A 22448-nucleotide genomic window follows, 5' to 3' on the forward strand; every position below is an offset into this window, starting at 1 on the left:
ACATTACTTTGTGTAACAATTGAAGCTGTTGGATTTGAAATAGAAAGTATCGTTTCAGTTACTATAACCGTACATAAATTAGCATCGGTTACTTTTATTTTAAATGTTCCTGCAACTGCTGTTGAATAAACATTTGATGCCATTGCTGAATAACTAGTTCCTCCGTTTGTTGAAACTTCATATTTATATGGCGCTAATCCTCCTGAAGGAGTAACCGTAATTGTCGCATTAGGCGTTAGTGAACAATCCAGTTCTTTTATAACTGTACCAGCTGTTAATTGATCATAAACCGTAACTGCTGGTGCAGAAGCCGGACATAAATTACCGTCTTTTACCCAAACAGTATAAGTTCCAGGACCTACATTGAAAACATTGTTTGTAGAGAAGGCTCCATTTACTCCGTTGATTCCGTAAGTCAATGTTCCTGTTCCTAGTGTAGTAGCTGTAGCCGTGATAGTGAAGCTGTTTCCAGATCCTCCACATTGGTTGTCTACTTTTGCTGTAACTGTTGGTGTTGGATCTTTATCGATTTTTACCGGATATTTAGCTGTACATCCGTTAGCATCCATTACAAATACAACCCAGTTTACATCAAGTCCATTATTAGTATTTACTGATAAAGTTGCACTTGGATCATAATCTGTTACTGCAGGATCTAAAGCAGTTTGTTTAACAACCGCATATTTGTAAGCTGGGGTTCCACCTAGTCCAACTGCTGTAATTGTCGATGTAAATTTGCTACATGTGATATTTGAAGCTGTAGCTGTAACCGAAACACCTATAGTAGGCTGTGTCAATTTTACAACATATATTGCCTGACATTTTGTTGTTCTATCTGTAGCTGTAATAGTATAGTCACCTGCAGTTAAAGCTGAACTAACTGTAATTGTTGTAGTTGTTCCGGCAATGTTATTTCCGTTTTGAATACTATTTAAAGCACTATCAGTAATAACATAATCGTATTTTCCTTTTACTCCGTTTACTGTGAATTGAATTGTTCCTGTACCTCCAAAACATTTAATTGCAGTAAGTACTGATCCTCCTGCTACAATATCCGGAGCTCCTTTTACAGTATATGGTTTTTGAAATGTACAACCTGTTTTAATATCTGTTGCCTGAAAAATATAATCTCCAGGAGTTAATGATTTAAACTCTCCATCTGAATTAACAGCACTATTATATCCAGCCGGTCCAGAAATAATCTGATAACGAATTGGTGCAGAAACTCCACCTTTTACAGCTGCAATATTAACATGTCCTCCAGGAGGAGTAGTCGAACAATCATAACCATTATCTGTAATTGTAATATCTGTAATTTGATCTAATGCATCAATGGTAATGCTTAATGGTCCCAACTGACAACCATTTTTATCTATTATATACCCTTTTACTACTCCTGAAACTGTCGTTGAATAAGTATTACCGTCTCCATAATTTGAAGGTCCTGTAAAACTATATTTATATGGTGCTGTTCCTCCGCCAGCAGTTAACGTAACTATTGCAGCAACAGTTCCTGTTGTACCACACTGAATATCGGTAGCTTTTATAGAACCTGTAACAGCGCCTGGCTCTGTTAGAGTAATTGATCCTTCATCAGAGATACACCCTTTATCATCTTTTACCTGATATTTATAAGGAATTCCAGCTTTTAAACTGGTATATTTTATAGTAGATGTAAAACCACTACCATTAAAACTATATGAATAACCACTACCTGAACCACCAGAAGCTCCTAATGTAACCTCTCCTGTTGATCCTCCAAAACAAGTAACATTTGTAGGTGCAGCACTTGCAATTGGTTTTGTAATAGCATCAACTGTTACAGATGTTGTTGTTACACATGCTTTTGGTGTATTTGAATCTGTAATTTCAAAATAATATGTTCCTGTACCAGGAGCCGCATAATTAAATGTGTTTCCTGTAACGTTTACACTTGCAGAATAAGTTCCTCCTACTCCAAGTTTATATTTATATGTAAAAGGTGCTTTACCACCATTAATATCTACTTTAATAGTCGCACCTACAGTGTTACAATCTAATGTTTTGGTAACATTTCCTTTTGCCGTCAGCTCACCATTAATTATAATACCGTTTATTGGTGTGGTACAATTGTTTCCGTCTCTAACCACAATATTGTGAGTTCCAACACCAACGTTTGTAAAAGTATTATTGGTATCAAAAGCCCCACCATCTAAACTGTAATTTAATATTCCTGTACCAGTAGCTGTAACAACTAAGGTTGCTTTATTGGTAGTATCATAACATAAATCAGATGTAGCATCTAAACTTGCAACCGGCGGAGCTGGTTTGTCAACAATTACCACTGTTGAAACTGCCGAAGTACAACCTTTTGAATCGTGAGCTACAACTGTGTAAGTTCCATTGGACACTCCAGCAAAAGTTGCTGAATGTGGGAATCCATATCCTGCTACATCCGTTACACCATCTGCTAATTTTAATGCATATGTATAAGGTCCTACACCGCCTTTGGCCTCAGCAGTTATTGTTGCTCCTGAAGTACAAGTTGGTAGTGTAGTAACACTTGCAGTTACTGTAACTGGTTGATTTTCTGTAATTACTTTTGTGAATGATTTAGAACAAGTTCCTGCTGCATCACTTTTTACAATAACTGAATAACTTTTTGCAACTAACTTGTCTATAATAACAGGTGAAGTTGTTGAAGTAGTCCAATTAGATCCTCCATCTATAGAATAAAGGAAGCTGCCATTAAAGTTTTGAGCTGTAATTGTTATTTTACCTGTATTTCCTCCGCTACAATCTACACTTTCAATTGCAGGTTCCAGAACAGTAAATGCTTTATTGCTATCGATATTAAAATCGAATTTTTTCTCTGTAATACATGACTTAGGCAATTGATATACCTCTATATCATCAACTGCAAAATCAATTCCGTTGACTTGAGAAATTTCCAATCGTAATACAAAATCTAAAGTTGTGTTACTTCCCGGGTCAATTGATCTGTTGTATTCTACCCAGCCATTAGTCTTAGGTATCTTTCCCGTAGATTGTGATGATAATGGAGTTCCTGCAGCATTTTGCAATTCAACCGTAAGTGAAGCATCTGGTTGTGTATTTCCTATTTTCAACAAATTAGTAGCAAAGAATCTAACCTGAATAGGCTGACCTGGAATAATGTCTTTAATTGTTTTTCTATAAAGAACAGCATTATTTGGAATTGCAGTACCAGCATCAACTGCTAAATATCTACCACCTGTTCTACTACCACTAGTATGATCTATTGGATTCTGCCATCCACTGTAAGGATCATTTCGTAAACTACTTGTAACGGTATATTCACCATTAGCAAATAATCTATTACCATTACACTTCGTAGCTTCTATTTGTCTTTCCCAACAAAACGCGGGATTAATCCCTGGAGAAGATCCATCTGGAGATGCAGTGTCTGTGTAGGTAAAAGTATCTTTTCCAAAATCTTCATGTAATAAGTTGCTATAAGTTGCAGCATCTAATAACTTATATTTTACAGAAATTGTATGTGGACCTGTTAGAACATTATTAAATATATTATTTGTAAGTGGTGTATTTGGTTTACCATCAATATAGTATTCATAGCTATAATTTTTACCACCACTATTTGTAACTGTTGCAGTAGTTTTTCCTGTTCCATCACAATTATAAACTGTAGGATCAAGTGCAATTGTAGGGTCAGCCGGTTTACCATCTAAAACAACACCAGACATTGCAAAAATACACCCTTTACTATCTTTAATATAAAGAGTATAAGTACCCGGATCAACAAAAGCTTCGTTTATTGGTGACCATGTTTTTTGATCATCAAAACTATAAGTGTAACCCGGAGTTCCTCCTTGTGGATTTGTAATTCTAACTTTTCCTTGAAATTCCGATCCAGTTGGTCCACAACCTGCCAATTCAGATACACCTGCCGAAGCTGATAAAGCAGCATCAGGCCCTTTAATAGTAACGTTTACCGCAGGATCAAGACACTCAACACCATTATAAGTGTACTTAACTACTATAGAATAAGTATCTGGTGTCAAATTTGTAATTGGAGCAACTGAACTAAAAGCTCCGCCATTTACACTATATGAAACAGCATAACCAGAATCTGCAGGAGTAATATCTACATTAATTACACCACTATTACCTCCATAACAATTAACATCATCTGCTTTGAATGTTACTTTTGGTTTTGGTAAATCAGTAACTTTTATCGTTGGTATTTTTACTGTACAACCATTTGCATCTACAACCACGATATTATAATCACCGCTTGCAGTCACAGGGATTTTAGGATCTGTAACAAAGTTTGTATTACCATTTACATAATATAAATAGTAAGGTGGTGGACCTGGTCTTGGAGTTCCACCTGTAACAGAAACTGTAATTTCACCATTACTACATGCTGTAAGTGCCTTAGTAATATTAGCAACAGCCGTTAAACGATAATCGAAAACTTCTATTTCTTTAATAACACTACATCCGTTATTGGCTGTAGACATTAAAACCTCATAAACACCCGGATCAACACCGTTGAATGTAATAATATTATTATTTATTAAACCTGAGTTTTGAATTTCGACAGTACTGCCTTTCTTTCTAAGAATAAATTGATATTGACCAGGAACATTATTAATAGTTGCCGTAATAGTTCCATGTTCACCATTACAAAGTGGATGTGTTGCGTCAAGCTTTGTTGTAAAATCAAGCTGCTCAACATTTACATCTACTTTGAATATACAAGGAAAAACTTGTCCAACTTCTAATACTGTTTGTTTTATACTTACAGTATAAGAACCTTTTGCAACATTATTAAAAATGTTTGATGCCTGATAGTTTGTTCCGTCCAAACTGTAAACATATCCAGTATTTGGTAGCGGATTTGTTACCGTAATTGATCCTTTTGTATTACAAACAATATCTTGTTTCTTAGCAGTAGCATCAAGTAAGTTTTGGTAAACATTAAAGTAATGCGTAACAACACATGTATTATTACCATAATTTACGACAAGTCTGAATACACCAGCTCTGTCTGCTGTAAATGTTGGTCCGTTTGCAACTGTAGTCCAGTTTGTAGCTCCTTCATAAGGACAGCTATCCGGATTAGTGCTTGGGGTTACATCTTTTGTTTCTTGCCACGTAATACTTGTAGCTCCCGTAATCTGAGTATCTATAAATCTCTTATCGTTTAGGCCACACAAGAATATTTTAGGGAACGGCTTGTTATCTCTAACGCAACCATAAGCTACTCCTGTTGCAGGATCAATATTGTCTCCTTTAATTGGGTTTTTATTTGCGCTTGCCAGATAATCTGTAACTATAAATGTCTGTTGGATATCTTCACAATTTGCAGCACCACTATTATTAACAGTATAAGTTCCCGGTTTATCAATAGTTACTTGTCTATTGTTACCTCCAAAAATAACACCATTTGGATCTCTCCATACATAGGTTGAATAACCATTTGCTGCTGTTAAAACTACGGTACCGCATAAAGAAACATTTCTACTAAATAAGCAATCTTTTATACCAACCAAGAAATTTGTAGATGTAGGTTCTCCAACATTACAAGAAGATATAGTAGAATAACTACCTTCTCCAAAACCTTCAGGTGTAGTATTTTTTACTCCATAGTATTTAGAAACGGCGGTATTCTTAATTTCATTAGAACATGCATCGATTAACTCATTACAATCGTCTACAACTTTAACCTTAAATTTAAGTGTAAACTCTGCTCCTTTTGCAATAACTAAAGCATCAGGAATTGAAAACACAAGTGTTCTTGTTGCAGCAGTATAGGTAGCAGTAATTCTTGGGTCCATTACTAAGATATCGCTAACCCCATTAAAAATTACATTGTCAGGAATAACGTCTGTAATTGTGAAATTTTTGGCATCATCATTACCCTCATTTTTAAACTTAATCTCATATCTAAGTTCCTGATTAAGTGTTACTGGCTGCGAACCAATATTTACATCTTTATCACTAAGAACATTCTTTTTAAGTACAATTTTTGGTGCAATAATCTCGACCGACATTGCATTAAAAAACATGAAATATGAATCCTGAGATGTATTGATTCTAAGTGTGGCACTAGTTTCATCATTTTGCATGACACTATTTTGTACCCCGCCTACATTATTATCAAGAGTTACAACACCCGCATCAAACCCTAATGTGTTTTTACTACTTGGCTTACGACCGCCCATAATAACATCACCATCTGTTATGGTACTATTAAAAAAGTTGGGTTTAGCCGGAACAGCTGGCGTAGGATTCCATATAGGTCCTCCCGCTGGTATCGCTGGTGTAATTGGTCTTGCTAATGAAGAAATTGCACCCCATACACTTGATGGTTTTCCACCAATTATTTGAAGACCATCTCCTTCCAATTGATTATCACCCTCTAATGCGCTAAATGCTAATTTTACATTTACGTTTCCAAAAGGATTTGTTCTAAATCCAGAAATAGGAATATCTAATGGTGGATCACTGCTTCTAATAATACTAAAACCATCAAAACTGGTAATGTATTTACTAGGTAATAAGGGATCTTTATAAATTACAAAAATTGACCAACCTGCTGAGTTACCTCCCGGAGAAAATTTACCTTCAGAACACATCACATCGGCTACGGTATAGATACCTTCTTTTGCAGCTTTAACATCATCTGTAATATCTACAAAACAAGCATATGGCAATGAACCGTAAGGTGTCGCAACACCTGTACCTCCTTCATCCCAAAGTACACTCCCGGTAAGATCCTTGTAAGTTGTAGCTGTAGGAGTTTTTAATCTTACCTGATTGATCTTACTTCTATCAGTACCCTGATAGGTTCCAGACCAGTATAAAGCAGCGTATACAATCTCGAAACAACTTTTACTTGCATCCGGAATTTTTAATGTTGCATAACTTGAGTTAAAAGAAGTCTCACTGTCAACATCGATATATTTCATATCGAAATTGTCGTTTACCTTACTAGTACTACCCTGATCATCATAATTGTCAAGAGGCCTTCCTCCGTTTTTTCCAGTATCTCTATTTAAGCTATTGTTTCCAATAACTAAAATATCTCCATTCAAACTTGTTGTATATCTAGTCGTAAAGCCTTTTCTTAACTGGGCATGAGAAGAAAAACTTAGCAATAAAAATACAACTGCAATTAACGTTTTAAAAATAGTAGGTTTTTTCATGGTCTTCTTTTGTTTTTGGCTTTTACTTTATTCCTCAAGGGGCATCAAAAAATAAATTACAGCACTCTTAAACATTTATAATTATGAACCTTCTTAACTCACAAAGAAGGCTAAACTTCAAAATTTTATTCTTATTAATTTTCAACTTTTACAATAGCCATTTTTCCATTATATGGTTTGTTTCCTTTTGCTTCCAATGCCTTAGTTGCTTCAGATAAACCATCAAATTTCTCGTAATAGATATAGTATTTACTTGTTGTTACATTATAAAAGAAATTAACATCTGAACGTCCTGCGGCAACCGCTTTGGCCAGGAATTCATCTCTTTTCTCTGCACTGCTGTGAACAGCAATAATCAAATAATAACCACTTTCAGAATTTTTGATATTCTTGATGATCTGCATATTCGACTGGTCTTCACCAAAATCAAAATCATTTGCAGTCAATGGTGTTGTACTTAATTTTGTTGTCTCTTTTATACGTTTAAGAGCGGCCACGTCCTGCGCATATCTTCCCTGATCATTTTCGTAAGCGGCACGTTTAATTCTACGTTTTTTCTCGATTTCAGTTTCTGCCTTAATACGTTCTAAATCCGCCAGTAAAGCTGCACTATCTTGTTCTGCTTTTATTTGTGCTGCTTTTAATTGGTTTATTTTTTCTAAATAAGCTCTGTTTAAAGCATCGTTTTTATTTGGAACCTTTTTAAGTCTTTCGTTATATAAATTAGTCAACTTATCAATCTCTGCTTTTTGAATTCTGTTAGCATCAGCAAGTTGACTTTTCAATGCTTCTAACTGACTGTTTTCTGCAGCAACACTTTTGAATGGTTTAGGCTCTTTATAAATTCCTTTATCACTTAAATCATTTTCTTCTCTTAAGTCGTTCAGGTCTTTTTGTTTGTTAGCCACTGTTGCATTAAACTGTGCCAATATATCGCTTTGCGCTTTTCCAGAATTTTCTATAGATAAAGCCAGATTATCAATTGCTTTTGCTGTTTCATCTTTTGGAGCTGAAGCAGCTTTTGCAGCAGCTGCATCTGCAGCAAGCTTAGCTTTTAATTCTGCTTCTTCGGCCAGTTTAGCTTGTAAAGCTTCTGCATCTGCTTTAGCTTTTGCATCGGCTGCTAATTTTATCTGTAATGCTTCTGCATCTGCTTTAGCTTTTTCTTCAGCAGCTTGTCTCGCTCTGATAGCATCTTCTTCAGCTTTAGCTTTTGCATCAGTTGCTTGTTTTGCTTTTAATGCATCTGCGTCAGCTTTAGCTTTAGCATCTGCAGCTAATTTTGCTTGTAATGCTTCAGCATCGGCTTTTGTTTTAGCATCAGCTGCTAATTTTGCCTGACGTGCGTCTTCTGCTAGTTGCAATTGTTTTGCTTCTTCATCCGCTTTTGCTTTTGCAGTTGCTTCTGCGTCAGCTTTTACTTTTGCATCAGCAAGTAATTTTGCTTGTAATGCTATCATATCTGCTTTAGCTTTAGCATCGGCTGCCAATTTAGCTTCTTGTGCTTCTGCATCAGCTTTTGCTTTTGCATCGGCAGCTAATTTTGCCTGGCGTGCTTCTTCTTCAACTTTTGCTTTTTCTTCGGCAACTTGTCTTGCTTGAAGTGCTTCTGCATCTGCTTTAGCTTTTGCGTCTGCTGCTAATTTTGCTTGTAAGGCTTCAGCGTCTGCTTTTACTTTTGCGTCTGCAGCTAGTTTTGCTTGTAAGGCTTCAGCGTCTGCTTTTGCTTTTGCGTCTGCAGCTAGTTTTGCTTGTAATGCTTCAGCATCTGCTTTAGCTTTTGCGTCTGCTGCTAGTTTTGCTTGTAATGCTTCTGCATCTGCTTTAGCTTTTGCGTCTGCTGCTAACTTCGCTTGAAGTGCCTCTGCATCTGCTTTGGCTTTTGCATCTGCGGCTAATTTTGCTTGAAGTGCTTCTGCGTCTGCTTTAGCTTTTGCATCAGCTGCTAACTTCGCTTGAAGTGCCTCTGCATCTGCTTTGGCTTTTGCATCCGCTGCTAACTTCGCTTGAAGAGCTTCTGCATCGGCTTTAGCTTTTGCGTCTGCAGCTAATTTTGCCTGACGTGCTTCTTCTGCTAATTGTAATTGTTTTGCTTCAGCATCAGCTTTAGCTTTTGCAGTTGCTTCTGCATCGGCTTTTACTCTTGCATCAGCTATTAGTTTTGCTTGTAAAGCTTCCATATCAGCTTTTGCTTTTGCATCTGCAGCTAATTTTGCTTGTAATGCTTCTGCATCAGCTTTAGCTTTAACATCGGCTGCTAACTTAGCTTGCAATGCATCTGCATCGGCTTTAGCTTTAGCATCTGCAGCTAATTTCACTTGTAATGCATCTGCATCGGCTTTAGCTTTAGCATCTGCAGCTAATTTTGCTTGTAATGCTTCTGCGTCAGCTTTTGCTTTAGCATCTGCAGCTAATTTTGCCTGACGTGCTTCTTCATCTGCCTTAACTTTTGCATCTGCAGCTTGTTTTACTTTAAGCGTTTCTGCATCGGCCTTAGCTTTTGCATCTGCAACTAAATTTGCTTGTAATGCTTCTGCGTCAGCTTTTGCTTTAGCATCTGCAGCTAATTTTGCCTGACGTGCTTCTTCATCTGCCTTAACTTTTGCATCTGCAGCTTGTTTTACTTTAAGCGTTTCTGCATCGGCCTTAGCTTTTGCATCTGCAACTAACTTCGCTTGTAATGCTTCTGCGTCAGCTTTTGCTTTAGCATCTGCAGCTAATTTTGCCTGACGTGCTTCTTCATCTGCCTTAACTTTTGCATCTGCAGCTTGTTTTACTTTAAGCGTTTCTGCATCGGCCTTAGCTTTTGCATCTGCAACTAACTTCGCTTGTAATGCTTCTGCGTCAGCTTTTGCTTTAGCATCTGCAGCTAATTTTGCCTGACGTGCTTCTTCATCTGCCTTAACTTTTGCATCTGCAGCTTGTTTTACTTTAAGCGTTTCTGCATCGGCCTTAGCTTTTGCATCTGCAACTAACTTCGCTTGTAATGCTTCTGCGTCAGCTTTTGCTTTAGCATCTGCAGCTAATTTTGCCTGCAGTGCATCTTCATCTGCCTTAACTTTTGCGTCAGCTGCTTGTTTTGCTTTAAGAGCTTCTGCATCCGCTTTCGCTTTTGCATCTGCAACTAACTTAGCTTGTAATGCTTCTGCATCGGCTTTTGCTTTTGCATCAGCCGCCAATTTAGCCTGCAATGCTTCTGCATCTGCTTTAGCTTTCGCATCTGCAGCTAATTTTGCTTGTAATACTTCTTCATCTGCTTTTGCTTTTGCATCTGTAGCTTGTTTTATTTTTAGAGCTTCTGCATCAGCTTTCGCTTTTGCTTCCGTAGCTAGTCTTGCTTGTCTTGCTTCAGCGTCTGCTTTAATTTTAGCATCTGCAGCAAGTTTTTCTTTTAATGCAGCATCTTCAGCAGCTTTTGCTTTTGCAGCAGCAGCAAGTTTTGCCTTATTTGCTGCATCTATACTTACTTTAGTTTTTGCAGCTTCAGCAGCTTTTATTTTCGCTTCTGCAGCTAGTCTTGCCTGGTATGCATCAGAATCAGCTTTTGCTTTTGCATCTGCCGCTAAGATTGATTGTAAATCTGCAGCTTCTGCTTTCGCTTTGGCATCAGCTTTACGTTTTGCTTCAGCAGCATCAGCCTTAGCTTTTGCATCTGCAGCCAATTTAACTTTCAGAGCTTCTGCATCTGCTTTAGCTTTATTATCAGCTTCTAATTTTTTAGCTGCAGCTTCGGCATCAGCCTTAGCTTTTTCAGCGGTCAATTCTGCTTGTGTTTTTTGTGGTGTAGCGGCTTTTGCTTTTGCAGCACTCTCAGCATCTGCTTTAGATTTATCTGCGGCTAACTTCGCTTTTAAGGCTTCAGCATCCGCTTTGGCTTTGTCTGCTGCAAGTTGTGCTTGTGTTTTTGGTGCTGCCGGTTTATTAGCAACTCCTGCTTTTGCTTTAGCAGTATTTTCAGCATCGGCTTTAGCCTTAGCATCTGCAGCTAATTTTATTTTTAAAGCTTCAGCATCTGCTCTTGATTTATCTGCAGCAAGTTGTGCTTGTGTTTTTTGTGGTGCTTTACTAGCAGCTCCTGATTTATTTGCAATTGCTTGCGCTCTCGCTGCTGCAGCTGCATCTACTCTTGCTTTATTATCAGCAGCTAGTTGAACTCTGCGAGCTTCTGCATCGGCTCTTGCTTTGTCAGCTGTTAATTGTGCTTGTGTTTTTTGTTGTGCTCCTACTGCTCTGTTTGTAGTAGCTGTTTGTGCTCTTGAAGCGGCTGCGGCATCAGCTTTAGCTTTTGCGTCAGCAGCTAATTTTATTTTAATAGCTTCAGCATCTGCTTTGGCTTTATTGTCTGCTTCTAATTTTGCTTTTGCTGCAGCTTCGGCATCAGCCTTAGCTTTTTCAGCAGCTGCAAGTCTTACTTGTTTTGCTTCAGCATCAGCCTGAGCTTTTGCATCAGCAGCTAATTTTGCCTTAGTTGCACCATCAACTCTGGTAACTGGCGTAGCCGAAGTTTTTTTAGCTGCTACTGGTTTTGCCTTAGCAGGGTCTAAAAGAGAACCTTCTTCGTCATCTCCGTAATAGTAATTTCTGTTTTTGAATTTATATGCGATAGCAAACTCATGAGAACCACCAAGATTAGAGAAATTACCCATTCCTCTTTCGTAGTTGTATTCGATCGCAATACTAGGAGAAATATTAACTCCTAATCCTGCTGAAACTCCATATAATGTATTGTATCCGGCTTGTGCCCAAACTCCTTGTTGAAGTGTAAGCATGGCAAGTCCAGATATAACTGTTTTATCTTTTTTTACTTCTGTCTTTAGAATTCCCGAAAATTTACTTCTTTCAAAAAAACCATAACTATCAATGTATCCAGTGTACATTGCATGTAATTCGATAGCTCTTTCCGGATCATCTTTTACGATTCCTGATCCAAAATTGTATAGTATTAAATTGTTGATCGATAATCCAAAATCAAGAAATGCAGTTCCGTAGTTAATCCCGGGATTAACTGTAAGCAACATATTTGATGGATACTCTCCGTTTAAGATAGTCGGATCGTCTGAAATTATTTTCCCCTGATCCAAACCGCTTTTATAAAAGCCAACATTCATACCAAAAGTAAGGTTGCTGTCTTCTTGTAAAACGATGTTATGAGCAAAGTTTCCAATTCCTCCAAACACAGTCATTAAACCATAATTTTGTTGAAATAAACCAAAAGCAAAGGCTTCATTCTCTCTAAAACGTCCTGAATAATTGGCTAAATAAGTATTGGGAGCATTATCAAATTGTGTCCATTGTCTTTTATTATAGAAACTTGCATAAGCACTTGTTTCTCTAACAAAACTGAACGTTGGGTTGATTAAATATCTATTAAACTTTAAAGAATTTCTGATAGGTAACGAAAACGAAACAACTCCATTCTCATTTTTGTCCTGAGAATAGAGTGCATTTGAAAAACCGTAAAATAAAGTTATGAATAGTAAAATTTTCTTCATATTATTTTATCACAGTTATTGATCCTTTTTTTTCACCTGTGTCGGATTGAATGACATAGTAATATACTGGATTTACATTTTTAAAATCTATTGCCGTCTGGGGCCAATCACCTTGGTAATTTACGACGTCCAGAACCTTGTCACCGTTTGAACTTATGATAATAACTTTTGTAGTATCACTTTTATATACATCCGGAATATTCCAATACGGATTCGCTCCGCTTAATTTAAGTATGTTAGGGATAACAGCTGTAACTAATGCTGTCTCAGATTTAATTTTAAAAAGAAACTCTTTAGTAACAACGCATCCTGCAGTTTGAGAAATTACTGCTTTGTAATTTCCTATTGAAGCTACTTTATAATTAGTTCCTGTTGCTCCCGGTATAACATTACCGTTTAAAAACCACTGAATAGTTGGATTGGTTGCATCTGTAGTAATGTTGACATCTAGTATTTCACCGTCTTTCAATTTATACTCATCGGCAACGTCAATACTTGCGTTAAAACCATTGCTTTTAAGGTCAATTGATCCTGTTGCAATACATCCGCCAAAATCAACATCAACGCTATATTTACCAGCTTCTTTTGTGGCATAAGTACGATTTGTAGCTCCAGTAATAACAGCACCGTCTTTTTTCCACTGGTATTTGTTACCCGACGTTGCCGTTAAAATTGTATCATCACCATTTGCACAAAATGGATTTCCTAAACTTGAATCTACAATAACAGAAGATCCACCTGAAGATGAAGAAACGGTAACACGATTTGAGTAAGACTCAGAGGTACATGTTCCGTAATTAGTTTCTACATAATATACTCCGGCAGTTGTAACGTTATAACTTGGTCCGGTAGCTCCTGCTACAAGTGTTGGTGGTGTAGAAACACCGTTGTCTCTGTACCAGTTATAAGTTAAAAAAGAAAACTTAAGAGGAGAATCATTTGGTGGAGTTGTAGAATCCGGATCGATAGTTAACAAATAACTTCCACCGGCACAAAATGTTGCTGTGCCGTCGAAGTTGTTTATAGTATATTGTCTGTCGTGTGCTTTGTAATAAATTGGAAAAGAATTCTTTAATCCAAAAGAAACAAATTTACTACTTGAAAAACCTGTTGTAGAAACTCTAAGGCTATAAGTATCTGAACCCGGAAGATCAGATGGAATTGAAAATTTTATAGTCTTTTGATTCACTGCAGGATCTGAAACTGATATCGTTCCTGCTTTAATAATAGTTGTAAAATTATTAGTTGAAAGCTCTACTTCGAAAACAGTTCCGGCTGGAAAACCTGAATAAGTAAAAGTTGCATTATACTCCGTAGTAGCGTCTGCACAAATCCTATCGAACGATAAAACTTGCGGATTTATAGCTTTTGTCTGAGCATAAGAAGTCATTTCAGTACCTAAGAAAATACTAAAAAAAAGGATAATACGAAATGCTGATAGCGTAATTCTTTGAATCATATAGTGCGAGTTCTTGCTAAATCTATACGCTCAAAGAACAAAATATCAATGAATGTTTCTGAAAAATCATACTTATAATTCTCAATAATATCTTTTGCTAGAACTGAGTATGTATATGTAATTGATGAGTTTTCGTCACAGTTAGATGACGGATTATTCACTTCAGTTGCAGCAGCAGAGCTATCCTTGGGGATGGATAGCCCTACTATACAATGATTAGAATTATCTAATTTGCTGATGTTATTTACAGCTATGTCATTCTTTTGGTTTAATACATTAAACGCAGCCAATTTACAGTTAGAATCAGTAGAAATTGTAGGTCTTTCTAGTGTACTTTGTGCATACAGACTTAACGAAATAGGTGAAACCAAAAATATTATATATATAAAATATTTTTTTGTAGATAGTGCCATTATGTGTTGATCTTTATTTGGGTCCGGGACGAGACGAATACATAAATTGTGTCTGGGGACTTTATTAATAAAATTTACGCCTTGAAATAAAAATCGAAATCTATTTATCGGTTTCCGCTAGATGCTGTGATTTTTCCTAATTGTAGTCTGAAATCTGGCTTTTTAGGATTAAAAATATCGATGAATGTCTCTTTGTTATCACTTTGTGCCATAACATTGAAAAACACAGTGTTTCCGTACCAGTTTTCTAAATCTTCGTTGTTAGAATTGTACTCTGTAAAGATGTTTCCGTTACATAAGTTGAAGTACATTTCTTCGAATTTGATTTTCTTAAGATTGGCATCATTAATCTCTGTTTTACTATCTAATAAAACTGCTGGATTAAATCCGGAAATTACGCTTCTTTTCATTTCAAGAGAAGCACTTTCAGCCACATAAACAGCCTCTTTTACTAAACCTGACTGAATATCAGCTTTGATATTGTCACTATCATTAAGCATAGTGATGTTTGTTGCAACAACTAAAGTTTGTTTTTTAGTAAAATCAGTTTCATTTTTCTTTTCAAATGATTTTACTTCCATGCAACGAGAACCGTCTTTATTACTTGATAAGTAAGAAGATCTAACGGCTAATGAGTTGTATAAACGACATTGAACACCTTGAGTAAATTTGTAATCGTCGTTGATAGATTTATAAGAAACTAGTTTAGTAGCGTTTACATCACCTCCAAAAAAGGCAAATGAATCACCACCAGAGTAGCTTACCATAATGTTTTCAAGTATTGTTTTAGATCCAACACCAGCAATAGTTAAACCATTGAAAGTATCAACACCTTTTACTTTTTTTCCAGCAAATTCGATTCTCACAAATCTCAAAACTCCTGAGTTTCCTGCAGCATTGTCACCACCATAAGTAGTAAGCGTAGGGTCAAGATCTAAGTTATAAGAACCAACGTTTCCAAATTTATTGATTGGCGCATCTCCAAGGATTACAATTCCACCCCAGTCTCCAGCTTTTTTCTGGCTGCGGTTAGAAGTAAATACAACCGGGTCAGTTTCTAAACCGTCTGCAATAAGTTGTGCACCTTTGGTAACTACCAATGTTCCTTTTGTTTCGAAATCACCAATAATTAAAGTTCCTGGCTCAATTGTTAAAACAGCATTGTTGGTAACATAAACATTGCCTTGTAAAACATAAATATTCCTTTTCAGCAATTTAGTATTAACAGAAATGTTTCCTGCTAAAATTTGGTTTGCTTCTCCATACTCTACTTTGTTAGGCTTAAATTCAGTCCAATTGTTCAACCAATTGTTGTAGCCCATAATTCCTTTCTCTTGTTGAGCACTCATAGCAGTAACTGTCAAAAGAACGCAGATCATTTGAGTAATTTTTTTCATGATAGGTATTATTTGGGGTTAATAATAAATTTGGGTATGCGTATGCGTAAATGAAAAAACTCCTCTCGAATTTTCTGAAATAAATCAGAACACTTCGAGAACGAGTTGTTTTTTATCTCTTCTTCAAAACGGGCAGAAAATTTCAATTTTCTACCTAAACATCTTCAAAAAGGTTTTAAAAAATATTTTAAATATTACATTTCATTCAATTCGTTGAACTCGTGTAATGATTTCAATGTACTTTCGTAAAATAAAATTGCTGCAATCAAGTTTCCTTTATCAGAATACGGCATCATTTTTCTTTGAAATTCTACTGTCGTATCCAGGAAAGTTGTTGTACCAACGGCCTGAGCATCCAAAACTTTTTTGTGTTCAGAATCGTCCGGAATACCTAAGTCTGCCATCGTAACACCTGGTTTAGTCACCAATGCAATGTAAGGAAGAGTTTTTACTAAAACTTTAATACGCTCAATGTACAGTTCCAAAAGTTCTCCTTTTTGCATACCACTTAATTCTTTCTGATCATGGTATTTTCGAATAAGAGCAGTTGTACTAATAATACTTCTTGGAGCATTTTTTGCCTGTGCCGAAATGGCTCCGGTTGTCAAGAAAAAAAGTGCACTTAATAAAATAATTTTCCCTTTCATAAATTCTAAATATAATTGGTTGTTGATGAAAACAAAAATATATAAATTAACTTAAATTGCAACTTTATTGATTTCTTTTTTCAAAAAAAAAGCTTAAAAAAACCTTAAAAACCAACCTTATGTCGAGAAAATGTGCGTTTTAACGGGCTTTTTGTTAAAATTGTTAAAATAAAAACCGTAAGATATTCGCTATATATTTTTCTAATTCTTTAAAATTAATAACCAAAAAAACCTTACGTTAGTCGTTTTATTCAAAAAACTATTAACAAAAAAGTCTTAATATCTCCTCAGATTCGTCTCTTTATTAACAAAAGTTAGTTAACAAACGTCAAAAAATTACGTTCAAAACTCCAATAACGTCAGAAATGAAAAGCAACCACTAAACTTTTGATCGAAAATTTTTGCCTGTATCATTTTCTTCTATCTTTGCTTCATGCAATTTTCTCAAATTTTAGGTCAAGATTACATCAAAAGTCACTTGATAAAAAGTGCATCTTCCGGACGAATTCCGCATGCTCAATTATTCATCGGACCAGAAGGAAGTGGTACATTATCAACAGCAATTGCCTATGCGCAATATATTTTGTGTAACAATACAGGAAATGAAAACTCAAACGGAAATGATTCCTGCAATTTGAAGTTTCAAAACATCTCACATCCTGATTTACATTTTATCTATCCAACCGTAACTACCGAGGACGTAAAAACCAAACCAAAAAGTTTAGACTTCATTCAGGACTGGAGAACTTTTATTCAGGAAATGCCTTACGGAGGTTTGTTTGACTGGTACAAAATGTTGGGCGTTCAAAACAAACAAGGCGAAATTCGTGTTGAAGATGCTACCGAAGTTTTAAAATCGCTTTCGCTGAAATCTTACGAAGGCGGCTACAAAATCATGATCATCTGGATGGCCGATAAAATGAATATCGCAGCATCAAATAAGCTTTTGAAATTATTGGAAGAACCTTCGGATAAAACGATTTTTATTCTGATTTCTGAAAATGAAGAAGATATAATACAAACCATTCGTTCTCGCTGTCAGGTAATTCACTTTAATGGTTTACCCGAAAAAGTAATTGCTGAAGCTTTAATTTCCAAAGAAAATATAGACGAGAAATCAGCTTATAAAATTGCGCATCAGGCACAGGGAAATCTTAATAAAGCCTTGCATTTATTAAAAGAAGACGACTCAGAATATCCTTTTGAGCAATGGTTTGTCAATTGGGTTCGTGCCGCTTTTAGAGCCAAAGGAAATGCCGCTGCAATTCAGGATCTTATTTCCTGGAGCGAAGAAATTGCCGGTTTGGGCCGCGAAAGCCAGAAAAAATTTATTCAGTTTTGTATCGAAATGTTCCGTCAGGCGCTTTTACTTAATTATCAGGCACCAACTTTAGTTTACATTGAACCAAAAGTTGATAAATTCAAATTAGAAAACTTTGCCCCATTCGTAAACGGAAATAACATTCACGAAATTTTCAAAGAACTTTCAGATGCGATGTATCACATTGAAAGAAACGGAAATGCAAAAATAATCCTTACCGATTTATCCATAAAATTGACTCGTTTAATTCATAAAAAATAGTTTACAAATGAATAATGTTGCCTCTATTTTACTCTTAGCTTTTTTAGCTTTAACGTTCTTGCAATCAGGATATGAAAAAATATTTTATTGGAAAGATAATGTCGAATGGCTTAAAGGTCATTTTGCCAAAACGATCCTTAAAAATCAAGTACCACTTGCTCTACTTCATCTTTTAATTTTAGAATTAATTTCCGGAATTTTATGTATTGTTGGAGCCATCCAATTATTGACTAACAGCGGTCGTGAATTTGGTTTTTATGGTGCTATTTTCTCCTGCATCTGTTTGTTAATGATGCTTTTCGGACAACGATTAGCCAAAGATTATGATGGTGCGAGAACCATCGTTATTTATTTTATACCAGCAGTTATGGCTGTTTATTGGTTGAACTAAAAAACATGTCTCAGATTTTACTGATTAATAAAGATTAGAAATTTGTTCGCTTATGCGGACTACAAATAAAATTTTACATTTAAAAAAATGAATCCAAAACACCCTTCAGAATCCCTTACAATCTTAACCGATTTAGTTTTACCGAGCGAAACAAATCCTTTAAACAACCTTTTTGGCGGCGAACTATTAGCCCGTATGGATCGTGCAGCAAGTATTGCAGCCCGCAGACATTCACGCCGAATTGTGGTTACGGCATCTGTAAATCACGTTGCTTTCAACAGAGCAATTTCTTTAGGAAGTGTGGTAACGGTTGAAGCAAAGGTTTCAAGATCTTTCAAAAGTTCAATGGAAGTTTTTATCGACGTTTGGGTTGAAGACCGCGAATCAGGAAACAGAACTAAAGCTAACGAGGCAATCTATACATTTGTTGCCGTAGATGATACCGGAAGACCTGTTGAAGTGCCCGCAATTGCTCCGGAAACGGATCTTGAAATTCAACGTTTTGAGGCTGCTTTGCGTCGTAAACAATTGAGTTTGTTACTTGCCGGAAAAATAAAACCGGAAGAAGCAACGGAATTAAAGGCTTTGTTTTTGTAGTACAATTTTGTGAAAATTTGATACAATTTGGAACAATCAAACTTCAAAAAAAGAAGTATTTTTACACCATTACAAGCCTGATACAAATTCTAAATCAGTAAGTTATTTAATTTCTGGTTTGTTTTTGAAAATGAAAGAATTATAAAATTTTAGATGAAAGAAAAAGTAAAAGAAGTAAAAGAAAAAAAAGAGATGAGTTCAGAAAAAGAAGCCAAATTAAAAGCGCTCCAACTTACGCTTGATAAACTAGATAAAACTTACGGTAAAGGAACTGTAATGAAAATGGGCGACAAAGCCATTGTAGAAGTTGAAACTATTTCTTCAGGTTCTCTTGGTGTCGATTTAGCACTTGGAGTAAACGGTTACCCTAGAGGTAGAATCATTGAAATATATGGTCCGGAATCTTCTGGTAAAACCACATTAACATTACACGCAATTGCAGAAGCTCAAAAAGCGGGTGGAATTGCTGCTTTTATAGATGCTGAGCATGCTTTTGATAGAAATTATGCAGAGAAATTAGGCGTAGATATCGAAAACCTGATCATCTCTCAACCAGATAACGGAGAACAAGCGTTAGAAATTGCTGAGAACTTAATTCGTTCAGGAGCAATTGATATTGTGGTAATTGACTCTGTTGCTGCCTTAACTCCAAAAAGCGAAATCGAAGGTGAAATGGGAGATTCTAAAATGGGTCTTCACGCACGTTTGATGTCACAAGCTTTAAGAAAATTAACGGGAACTATCAGCAAAACAAACTGTACTGTTTTCTTCATCAACCAGTTGAGAGAGAAAATTGGAGTTATGTTTGGTAACCCGGAAACTACAACGGGTGGTAACGCGTTAAAATTCTATGCTTCTGTACGTATCGATATCCGTCGTTCATCTCAAATTAAAGACGGTGAAAACGTTATTGGTAACAGAACTAAAGTAAAAATCGTTAAAAACAAAGTGGCTCCGCCATTTAAAACTGCCGAATTCGACATTATGTACGGTGAAGGAGTTTCTAAAACCGGAGAAATTCTTGACTTAGCAGTTGAATTCGAGATCGTTAAAAAAGCAGGATCTTGGTTTAGCTACGGAGATACAAAATTAGGACAAGGTCGTGATGCTGTAAAATCTTTAATCAAAGACAATCCGGAATTAGCAGATGAATTAGAATTAAAAATTAAAGCGTATATCAAAGAATTGGCAAACGCTTAATACTTTATAAATCAACTAATTATTGATACATTTATTTCAAACCCGACAGGTCAAAAACTTGTCGGGTTTTTTATTTCAAAAAAAAATAAAAAAAATGACGCAACCTTTTTACAATTCTTCCATCTATACAATTAGACGTAAGATTGAATTGGTATTTGGCCATAAATACCGCTCTATCATAGGTCCTTTTTTAGAATAAATTTGGTTGGTTTGTTCCCTAAAAATCCGTTAGTTTATTTGGTGCTAACGGGTTTTTATCCATTTTTTATTTCATTTTTTTAAATTTTCACGCAACCTTTTTCCTTTATTTCGGTCTGTATTATATGACGTTAACTTGAGTTCTAACCAAGCTCTTTATTATCAACTATATAATATTTTTGACCATGAGAGAGAAAATAGAAATGTTGTACAATAAAAACCGCCGAATAACCAAATTAAAAATTAGAAAAGTATTGCGTTTTATTTCAGAAAAGATCATTCATCGATAATCTTTGAATAGAAGACGGGGGTTTTTAATTCAAAAGAAAACCCGACAAATCTTACGGTTTGTCGGGTTTTATCGTTTTATTACGTTTTTAGATTTTACTTTTTAAATTCTAGTAAACCTTTATAAATCAACTGTCTTACTTTATCACGAAGCTCTTTTCTGTTTTCACTTGCAAGTCCTTCTGTTTCCACAAAAGGGAATATTTTTGCACGCATTTTTCCGGGGCTTCCGCTTAAAAAAGTATACGAAAAACGTTCTTTATTATCGGCAAAAACAATAGGAACAATTGGAATTTGATGTTCTAATGCCAATCGAAAAGCACCATCTTTAAACTCATCCAGAAAAATAGATTCATCATCAGGAACTCCACCTTCGGGAAAAATACAAATACTAAGTCCTTGATTTAGTCGGTCTTGAGCCTTTTTAAAAACTTCATTTTTACTTTTCGAAGAATTTCTGTCGACCAAAATACAGGTTCTTTTATAGAAAAATCCAAACAACGGAATCTTCGAAAGTTCTTTTTTCCCAACAAAAACAAATGGATTTTTAACAATCGCCAACATCAGCATAATATCTGTTATTGAAGTATGATTTGCCACAATCATGTAGCTTTTATTTTTTATTAGCTCCTGTTCGCGCTCGACTTTATAATAGAAACCCATACCAAAAAGGATGAATTTAGCCCAAATGCGGGCCATTTTAAAGAAATAGGGATAACCACTCTCTGATATAATAGAAATCAGCAAAAACGGCAGCATAATCAATATCGGAATGGCCATTAAAACATAGAACCAAATGCGCCACAAAACCCAAAAAATAATTTTAATTCCTTTCATGGTTTCAAATGTAAGAAAACGGAAAGGAACTTTACAAAAAGAATTTACGTTCCTGGAAGTTTATTACAATGTTATTCTTTAACCGCAGAGTTCACAAAGGTTTTCGCAAAGGAAAAGAAGTCTAAGTTGAATTTATAAGTTCTCTAAGCTGGCTTTAAAGCTTTATGTCGATAATAAATTGAATTTTATTCGTTTTTGAGCAACTTATATGAAATATATGATTAACACGTTTATAAAAATTAGTATTTTTATATGAAATTCTGCGTTAAAATAATACATAAATGACTGAAAACGAAATATCAACAATAGTAATTGGTTTAGCTATTGAAGTTCATAAGGCACTTGGACCTGGTTTATTAGAGAATGCTTATCAAGAATACTTGTATTATAAAATCACACAACGCGGACTTATTGTAGAAAAAGAAAAAGTAATGCCGTTAATTTTTGAACAAGTAAAACTAGAATGTGGCTATCGCGTTGATCTATTGGTCGAAAACAAATTTGTAATCGAAATTAAAAGCGTAGAATCATTAACAACAATACACCTCGCCCAAACACTAACCTACTTAAAACTGGGGAAATACAAACTAGGATTGCTAATAAACTTTAACGAAATTCTTCTAAAAAATGGTATAAGAAGAGTCATAAATGATCCCAAATAATACACAATTCCTCTGTGAGCTCATCACAATCAGAGCCTCATCTCAACAAATACTTTTAAGACCTCTGCGAAAACTCTGTAAACTCCGTGGTA

Annotated in this window: 12 protein-coding genes; 5 read left to right on the plus strand and 7 right to left on the minus strand. The window is 35.6% G+C overall.

The window, feature by feature from the left end; translation table 11 throughout:
* The 6 genes from CHB81_RS25055 to CHB81_RS25080 all read right to left on the minus strand — a co-directional run.
* Nucleotides 1-7193: DUF11 domain-containing protein (locus tag CHB81_RS25055; RefSeq protein WP_089354552.1), on the minus strand; the 7193-nt coding region annotated here is incomplete at its 3' end.
* A gap of 134 nt (nucleotides 7194-7327) precedes the next feature.
* Entirely contained in the window at nucleotides 7328-12685 is a 5358-nt protein-coding gene (locus CHB81_RS25060) for a type IX secretion system membrane protein PorP/SprF (protein ID WP_089354553.1), read from the minus strand.
* Between the two features lies 1 nt (nucleotide 12686).
* On the minus strand, nucleotides 12687-14144 hold the full coding sequence (gene sprC, locus CHB81_RS25065; protein WP_089354554.1) for a gliding motility protein SprC: 1458 nt from the start codon (nucleotides 14142-14144) through the stop codon (nucleotides 12687-12689).
* Nucleotides 14141-14557, minus strand: coding sequence for a hypothetical protein (locus CHB81_RS25070; protein ID WP_089354555.1), 417 nt, complete (start codon nucleotides 14555-14557; stop codon nucleotides 14141-14143). Before CHB81_RS25070 ends, sprC begins: the two co-directional genes overlap by 4 nt.
* Nucleotides 14558-14661: 104 nt before the next feature.
* Nucleotides 14662-15954, minus strand: a complete 1293-nt coding sequence (locus CHB81_RS25075; RefSeq protein ID WP_089354556.1) for a hypothetical protein — start codon at nucleotides 15952-15954, stop codon at nucleotides 14662-14664.
* 194 nt (nucleotides 15955-16148) lie between these two features.
* Entirely contained in the window at nucleotides 16149-16601 is a 453-nt protein-coding gene (locus CHB81_RS25080; protein ID WP_089354557.1) for a hypothetical protein, read from the minus strand.
* Between the two features lie 433 nt (nucleotides 16602-17034).
* Here CHB81_RS25080 and CHB81_RS25085 point away from each other — a divergent pair, with 433 nt between their 5' ends.
* The 4 genes from CHB81_RS25085 (at nucleotide 17035) to recA (ending at nucleotide 20371) form a co-directional block, all read left to right on the plus strand.
* Nucleotides 17035-18183: a DNA polymerase III subunit delta' gene (locus tag CHB81_RS25085; protein WP_089354558.1), complete on the plus strand. Its 1149-nt coding sequence runs from the start codon at nucleotides 17035-17037 to the stop codon at nucleotides 18181-18183.
* A gap of 7 nt (nucleotides 18184-18190) precedes the next feature.
* Nucleotides 18191-18574: a DoxX family protein gene (locus CHB81_RS25090; RefSeq protein WP_089354559.1), complete on the plus strand. Its 384-nt coding sequence runs from the start codon at nucleotides 18191-18193 to the stop codon at nucleotides 18572-18574.
* Nucleotides 18575-18661: 87 nt separating this feature from the next.
* A complete protein-coding gene (locus CHB81_RS25095) occupies nucleotides 18662-19171 on the plus strand; it encodes an acyl-CoA thioesterase (RefSeq protein WP_089354560.1) in 510 nt (169 codons plus the stop codon).
* Between the two features lie 192 nt (nucleotides 19172-19363).
* On the plus strand, nucleotides 19364-20371 hold the full coding sequence (gene recA, locus CHB81_RS25100; RefSeq protein WP_089354579.1) for a recombinase RecA: 1008 nt from the start codon (nucleotides 19364-19366) through the stop codon (nucleotides 20369-20371).
* Between the two features lie 582 nt (nucleotides 20372-20953).
* Here the strand turns inward: recA and CHB81_RS25105 are convergent.
* Nucleotides 20954-21694 (minus strand): 1-acyl-sn-glycerol-3-phosphate acyltransferase, encoded by a 741-nt coding sequence (locus CHB81_RS25105; RefSeq protein WP_089354561.1) that lies wholly within the window; start codon nucleotides 21692-21694, stop codon nucleotides 20954-20956.
* Nucleotides 21695-21975: 281 nt separating this feature from the next.
* Between CHB81_RS25105 and CHB81_RS25110 the strand changes: the two genes are divergently transcribed.
* Nucleotides 21976-22356, plus strand: coding sequence for a GxxExxY protein (locus tag CHB81_RS25110; protein WP_089354562.1), 381 nt, complete (start codon nucleotides 21976-21978; stop codon nucleotides 22354-22356).
* Nucleotides 22357-22448: the final 92 nt, after the last annotated feature.

Origin of the sequence: Flavobacterium sp. ov086 (genome assembly GCF_900187965.1) — a bacterium.
Taxonomy (GTDB): domain Bacteria; phylum Bacteroidota; class Bacteroidia; order Flavobacteriales; family Flavobacteriaceae; genus Flavobacterium.

Coding starts and splice junctions, on each gene's coding strand:
- CHB81_RS25110 (WP_089354562.1), top strand. CDS start 21,976: ATGACTGAAAACGAAATATCAACAATAGTAATTGGTTTAGCTATTGAA.
- CHB81_RS25095 (WP_089354560.1), top strand. CDS start 18,662: ATGAATCCAAAACACCCTTCAGAATCCCTTACAATCTTAACCGATTTA.
- CHB81_RS25105 (WP_089354561.1), bottom strand. CDS start 21,694: ATGAAAGGAATTAAAATTATTTTTTGGGTTTTGTGGCGCATTTGGTTC.
- CHB81_RS25090 (WP_089354559.1), top strand. CDS start 18,191: ATGAATAATGTTGCCTCTATTTTACTCTTAGCTTTTTTAGCTTTAACG.
- CHB81_RS25075 (WP_089354556.1), bottom strand. CDS start 15,954: ATGAAAAAAATTACTCAAATGATCTGCGTTCTTTTGACAGTTACTGCT.
- recA (WP_089354579.1), top strand. CDS start 19,364: ATGAGTTCAGAAAAAGAAGCCAAATTAAAAGCGCTCCAACTTACGCTT.
- CHB81_RS25070 (WP_089354555.1), bottom strand. CDS start 14,557: ATGGCACTATCTACAAAAAAATATTTTATATATATAATATTTTTGGTT.
- sprC (WP_089354554.1), bottom strand. CDS start 14,144: ATGATTCAAAGAATTACGCTATCAGCATTTCGTATTATCCTTTTTTTT.
- CHB81_RS25080 (WP_089354557.1), bottom strand. CDS start 16,601: ATGAAAGGGAAAATTATTTTATTAAGTGCACTTTTTTTCTTGACAACC.
- CHB81_RS25060 (WP_089354553.1), bottom strand. CDS start 12,685: ATGAAGAAAATTTTACTATTCATAACTTTATTTTACGGTTTTTCAAAT.
- CHB81_RS25085 (WP_089354558.1), top strand. CDS start 17,035: ATGCAATTTTCTCAAATTTTAGGTCAAGATTACATCAAAAGTCACTTG.